The organism is Schlesneria sp. (assembly GCF_036405755.1).
In the GTDB taxonomy this organism is placed as follows: domain Bacteria; phylum Planctomycetota; class Planctomycetia; order Planctomycetales; family Planctomycetaceae; genus Schlesneria; species Schlesneria sphaerica.
Map to the genome: position 1 here is coordinate 1 of NZ_DASWWZ010000528.1, position 2,204 is coordinate 2,204.

Genomic DNA, 2,204 nt, shown 5'->3' on the forward strand with positions numbered 1-2,204 from the left:
ATTCCCAGATTCCGGGTGGCAGCCACCATCAGATAGCGTTTGTTGATCTTGGCCAGGCCTCGTAGCCATGTTCTTCGAGATCCCCCGGTCTGACAGACGTGGGCAAAACTTCGCTCCACCTTCTCGCTGCGAGCACGCTGCAAGCTCTTTCCCTTCGCCCGACTCATCCGGCGGCGGTTGTTTGCCACCGCCCTATGCTGCTCGACAGGTTTGTCTTTCCAGCGACGGCGGTAACGGGACTTCGGCTTCGGGATATAGGTCCGCAGGTCCATCTCCTCTGCCCCGGCTAACTGCTCGTTCGTGTGGTACCCCTTGTCAGCCACCACCTCTTCAATCTTCAGGGAACTGCCGCTCTGTTCCAGGTGTGTTTGAGCCGTCAGAACGCTCGCCAGTAATGTCTGCGAATCCCCTTCCGTCCCCGTGTAAACGGTCGCAGACAGGATAACTTCACTCTCCAGATCAATGACGTGCTCGGCCTTATAACCCAAGTGCGTGCGCCCATCCTTCATCTTCACAATCTTACTGGAAGGATCGGTACGTGAGGCCCATTCGTCGTTGGAGACCTTCTTCTTTCCTCGTTTCGCCCGCTGCTGGTCGAACCGCCGCAGCTCCTCATCCGTTGGGTCGTCATCTCCCTCTCCCAGCAGGCCCTCTTCCTTCATCAACCGCTTCAGGTACGCCTTCCAGTCTTCCCCCGTGTCTTTGCGGATAATGGACTTCATCGCCGCATTCGCTTCCAGGTAGGTTGAGTCCACTCCGACCGTCCTGGCCTTCAGTAGGCCCTGTTCCTCGATCACAAACAGGATGTACTGAAACACTTCCTCGTGAACCGACAGCGGTAACCGATCACGGATACGAGTCAGACTGCTGTGGTCAGGAGTCTCTTCCGAAAGACTGATTCCCAGAAAACGCCGCAGCGCCAATGAGTCTTCGCACCGCCAGGCGATACCTCGCTGAGAATCGATCCCTTCCAGGTAACCGATCATCAGCATCCGAAAGTAGACACCGGGAGGAATCGAAGGGCGGCCACCACTCTTGTAGTGCGGCTGGCACAACTGCTCGACGAACTGGTCGAACCCGTGTTCACGGAGCAAGCGATTGAGTTTGTCGTAAAACACATAACCTGGACCAGTTGCCAGTCGGTCGGTCTCCAACCAGAATTCCCGTTGACTCGCTGATTCACGCTTTCCCCGCGACACCGCCAGCAGGCTGTTATGTGACTCGTCGACGCTTTCGCTGATAGTTTTTGACATCTGACAGGAGTCGAGGCATCGCTGGTCTGATATGGTTTCTCGTGGCGTTGGCATAAAGGTCCTACCACACGCATTCAATCTTGTCTTGATCTGGGCAGTACGGAGGAAGGGAATGGAGTTTCAGTCACTGACCTTCCGGAGTGGCCGAAAAGACATTGTCAATTGTTGCGCTTTAGGAACTCGGGATTAAGCGGCAATCACCTGCAGAACTCCGTCAGTGAAAATGCGTCCTTGAATGAGAAACGAGATTAACTCTGTTCCATTAAGTCGCTGCCAATTCATTTGAGCGGCTTGAGCCAGCTTGAGCCTCATGGTGAGGCTCGCTCGCCAGGTTCCATTGCCTTTGGTTTTGCGATGCAATAGTCGGATTGTGGCGAAGGTGCTTTCAATCGGGTCGGTTGTTCGTAGAGGGCTCCAATGCTCGGCAGGCAAGTCATAGAAGGTCAACAAGGTCTCTCGATCCGTCTTCAGACACTCACAGGCATCTGGGTATTTAGCACCATACTTTTGCAAAAAGTGATCGAACGCCTTATTGCCCATTTCGCGGGTCGCGGCCTGCAAGATTTCATGGATGTCCGCTTTGGCTTTGGACTGAATTCTCTTGGGCATTTTGTTGAGCACGTTGGCTTTTTTATGGCCCCAACATCGTTGTTCTCGGGTCTGAGAAAAGACTTCACAAAGAGCGGCCCAAAAGCCCAGTGCTCCCTCACCGATCGCCAGTTTGGGATCGGTCGATAGCCCTCGTTGCTTCAGGCCCAGGAGCAGTTCCATCCAACTCTGTTTGCACTCTCGGTAACCATCAACGACCGCAATCAATTCCTTTTCCCCTCCGGCAGTCGCTCCCATCAGAACCAACAGGCATTGGCGCGTATTGGCCTCATCTTCCAAATGGACATTGGCATAGATCCCATCGGCCCAGACGTAGACGTAATGCTTGCCGGAAAGGTCGCG

The 2,204-nt window shown here is 54.4% G+C and carries 2 protein-coding genes; both read right to left on the reverse strand.

The window, feature by feature from the left end; all coding sequences use genetic code 11:
* A partial coding sequence (locus VGE80_RS17925; RefSeq protein WP_440593611.1) for a transposase occupies window positions 1-1,253 on the reverse strand: 1,253 nt, incomplete at its 3' end.
* 186 nt (window positions 1,254-1,439) lie between these two features.
* Window positions 1,440-2,204 (reverse strand): IS256 family transposase (locus VGE80_RS17930; protein WP_440593612.1); only part of this gene is annotated, 765 nt, incomplete at its 5' end.